2 protein-coding genes and 2 pseudogenes are annotated in these 3,718 nt (G+C 45.8%); 2 read left to right on the top strand and 2 right to left on the bottom strand.

Going from position 1 to position 3,718, the window contains the following annotated elements; translation table 11 throughout:
• Positions 1-24 precede the first annotated feature (24 nt).
• Positions 25-195, top strand: a pseudogene (locus C7H79_RS16655) (transposase domain-containing protein); the annotation flags it as partial.
• Between the two features lie 29 nt (positions 196-224).
• Positions 225-862: pseudogene (gene istB, locus C7H79_RS16650) on the top strand (IS21-like element helper ATPase IstB); the annotation flags it as partial.
• A gap of 665 nt (positions 863-1,527) precedes the next feature.
• Here the strand turns inward: istB and C7H79_RS16645 are convergent.
• Both C7H79_RS16645 and C7H79_RS16640 read right to left on the bottom strand, forming a co-directional pair.
• Entirely contained in the window at positions 1,528-2,919 is a 1,392-nt protein-coding gene (locus C7H79_RS16645) for an NAD(P)/FAD-dependent oxidoreductase (RefSeq protein ID WP_106708355.1), read from the bottom strand.
• 36 nt (positions 2,920-2,955) lie between these two features.
• Positions 2,956-3,306, bottom strand: a complete 351-nt coding sequence (locus C7H79_RS16640) for a c-type cytochrome (RefSeq protein ID WP_106708354.1) — start codon at positions 3,304-3,306, stop codon at positions 2,956-2,958.
• Positions 3,307-3,718 lie beyond the last annotated feature (412 nt).

Below are 3,718 nucleotides of genomic sequence, written 5' to 3'. Positions count from 1 at the left end.
GGCCAAGATAATTGACGCGAGACACAACGTGCAGCAGCTATTCAAGCTCTATTTGGCACTGCTCAACTTAATGGACTGAACCCTTCTGCTTGGCTCAAAGATATGCTCATAAAACTACCCACATGGCCTAATAGTCGAATTGACGAGTTGCTACCGTTACCACCTGAATTTATTGAAATACTGAGAAAAAAATAATTGATAGATGGTGACGCTGGACGCTTACTGAAGAACGTTTAGGTCTTCTGGTTGATCGAGAAATCACCGAACGCGACAATCGCCAACTGACCAACCGGTTACGTCAGGCACGACTCAAACAACAAGCTTGTTTGGAAGACATTGATTATCAAGCGAGTCGAGGACTGGATAAAACCCTGCTACAAAAACTGAGTGACTGCCAATGGGTGAAAAACCCATCAATATCCTGATTACCGGCCCAACCGGCGTTGGTAAATCCTGGATCGCTTGTGCCCTGGCAAACAAAGTATGCAGAGAAGGCCATACCGCTTGGTATCAGCGTCTGCCAAGATTGTTGCAGGAACTGCACTTGGCCAGAGGCGATGGCAGTTATGCCAAGCTGTTGGCACGTCTGGCCAAAACCGATGTCCTGATTCTGGATGATTGGGGACTGGAAAAATTAAATACAGAACAGCGCCGTGATTTGCTGAAAATCCTGGAAGACCGGCATGGATCACGCGCGACGATCATCACTAGTCAATTACCCATGGATCAATGGCACGCCATTATTGGTGATGCAACCTTGGCAGATGCCATTATGGATCGATTGGTTCATAACGCCTATAAGATCAATTTAAGAGGAGAATCTATGCGAAAGAAACAAGCTAAATTGACAGAAACTGACTAACCAAGTAAAAATAAAAAACCTGCGTCGCTTCGCTCCGATAGGGTGGCAGCTTTCACCGATTTAGGTGGCAGCCTTGGCGTGGAATCAGTGGCAGCTTTCAGCGGAATACGCAGTTGAAGATAAGATTATCTCTAGATAAGCAAAAGAAAACCGGAGCGGATAGCACTGATGTCATTGACATAATTATAAGTTTAATTCACTTTTTCTAAGCACGGGTTAACTCCAAAAGTATAGAGAACACCCGTTAACCCGATTTCTACGCTAGAAGTTTATCCAAGTTAAATTGACCATATTTGACTACCGATCGCACAAAATCATATTCACCCTGTAAACTCTCGTGTCGCCACGTGGGAATCGAGTTCGCCGGTTATGGTAGCTAATGCCTGGGTTCGTTTAATTCGTCAATACCATAGAACAGTAGCATTCTGAATGAGCAAGTTGCACGTCGTCGCAATTCCCTGCTCAGCTTTTCATCCTACCTGATTCTATTGGTTATTAAAGCGCATACAAAACTGGGGATCTGTCCGGAATCTATTACTTTAACGAATGATTTATTTGGAAGCACTTGTTGTTTCCCATCACCTCAAGTCCGATGATTTTACCAGCCATGAGTGTGCCTCCCCGAGGTTCTGCATGCTCTTACTCTTACCTATCTTTGATCAATCTTAACGCCCAAAAGCATCAGCGAGAAGGGCATTTCGCCATGTCAAGCCTTGATTATAATTCTCTTGAGAAATATTAGCCGCCTGATCCTTTGTGTTTGAGGGGTCGCCGAGAAAGCCGCCACTTGCTACCCAAGAATCGTGCGTTTGATCCCACTGATACCCGGCGTGCGCATAGACCCCTTTATGGGCGCTGGTGGACCGGATGGCATTGTACTGAACGGCGGAGAGCACTAGAGAGGTTTCTGGTGAACGGCCGGCAATCTTACGGAGGATAGCGGCAGCGGCGATCTTGGCCTCGTCGACCGCGGCATGGCCGCTTTTTGGCACACTGGTGGCCGGAGTAGTTGGCAATGGCAAGAAGGCGGCATCACCAATCACATAAACATGCGAATAGCCAGTTACCGTGGAGGCGAAGGTTTGGGCATTAACTGGGGCGAAAGCTCCCCCTTCAAGTAAAGCAGAAGCGAAATCAAGGTTCGCTTTTTGCGGTGGAATCACATTGGCTGCGTGATAGGGGATATCTCCGTCTTTTGTCGATCCGAAGTTGATCGGTAGGTTGGTATGTAGGATTTTATCTTTCAGACTCACAGAGTTCAAAGTCGCACCAGGATAGTATTCGACAGTTCCTCCGGCATAGTAGCTGTACTTACTCGGTGTTTGTAGTAAATGACTTCCAAAACTTTTCAAAGCTGCAACAAAGTCATTCTTCTGAGAAACAAAATCTGCATGGCCATCTATCACAATGATCTTACAATTACGGCTCTGCAAATAATCGGCTACGGCAAAAGCTCGTCCATAGGGTGCCAGGGATCCCTTGTACGCGCCCGAGGGGATCGAGATCACGAAGGTGCCTTTATTGGGAATATGATCCAAAGCGTTTTTCAGATCCAAAGCTTTGTTGCCTTCCCAAAAGCTCAGCGAAAAGTCGCGAGTCTCCCCGGGGATGGAATCCGGTATAGGTCCCATGCCCGGCGATAGGATCACATGATCATATTGAGAGGGTGTATGAAGTTTGGGTGGGGTGCTGAAAGAAACCAGCACTTGTGCTCCATCCTGCTTAATGCCCGTTACTTGATTCTGTTGAACATTTATCCCAGAGCTCGAAAGGACACTATAATTCCTGGTAATGCTGCTGAGAGGCTGGGCGCCGGTGATCACGAGATTGGATTGGATACAGGTACTATAACTAGCATCTTTGGTAATCAGGTATACTTCGACAACATTACCTCCCCATAATTTTAAATACCGGGCTGCTGCTGCGCCGCCCATACCACCTCCCACCACTAAAATCTTTTTTGGACTAGCGCTCGCCAAAGCAGCGTGGCTCAGGCCTGGTACCATTGCAACAACTGGTACTGCCGCCGCAAATTTGAAGAAATTACGTCTTTTCATAATTTTTCTCCTACAATATTGTTAGCTTCCGATATCTCAATGACTGCCAGATTTCTTGCCGTGATGACTGTCAGCTTTCTTTCCGTGAGTCTTGAAGTATTGGCTAATGTGGCTCAATTGTTGATCAGTATAAGTTCTGGCTACCCAATCCATAATGGATTCTGGATTTGATCGATATTTCATCTCAATCAAATCTTGATAGTGATTCTCCCCCAGAAGATTTTCGAAACCTTCGGCACGATTAGTGTCTGTGCCATGACAGGCAGCACAGCTCGCAGCCAATGCAGCGCTGTCGTCGGGCGCGGCAGCATAGGTTTGAGGTATGGTGATAACCACCAGTAATATAGCCATTGTCAAAGTTTGTATGCGGAGTGATGCGTCTTTCATAAGTTTTCTCCAGGTTTGTTGTTAACCGGTCAAGCTTTTCCTTCTTGGGATCCAATCATGCTGTTGCTGAACCAGCTTGCTTCGAAGATTGATTCACCACGCGATCGAAGTTTGCAATTAGATACTATAACCTATTGATTTATTGATCATAATTCTGTTAATCAGAATCAACGGGTCACATGCTTACATCGCAATAACCACATTTTTCATTCAACACTAATCAAAATATTGAGGGGTAAATAGCGTGTGAAATTTTCCCACTTTTTTCAGGGTGCATGTGAAAAAATTCCGTGTCAAGTATTCTGTATGATATTGTAGGTGACAAATAAACTGTCCGTGTTTGTGGCGCATGATCTGTCCGGATTATCCTTATCCCATGGAGGGGTTGAGTCGAAACGGACGGAATGGTTAC

This window comes from Nitrosomonas supralitoralis, assembly GCF_003011925.2.
Classification (GTDB): Bacteria; Pseudomonadota; Gammaproteobacteria; order Burkholderiales; family Nitrosomonadaceae; genus Nitrosomonas; species Nitrosomonas supralitoralis.
The sequence above is the reverse complement of the archived record's forward strand: the minus strand, read 5'-3'. Positions and strand labels throughout refer to the sequence as shown.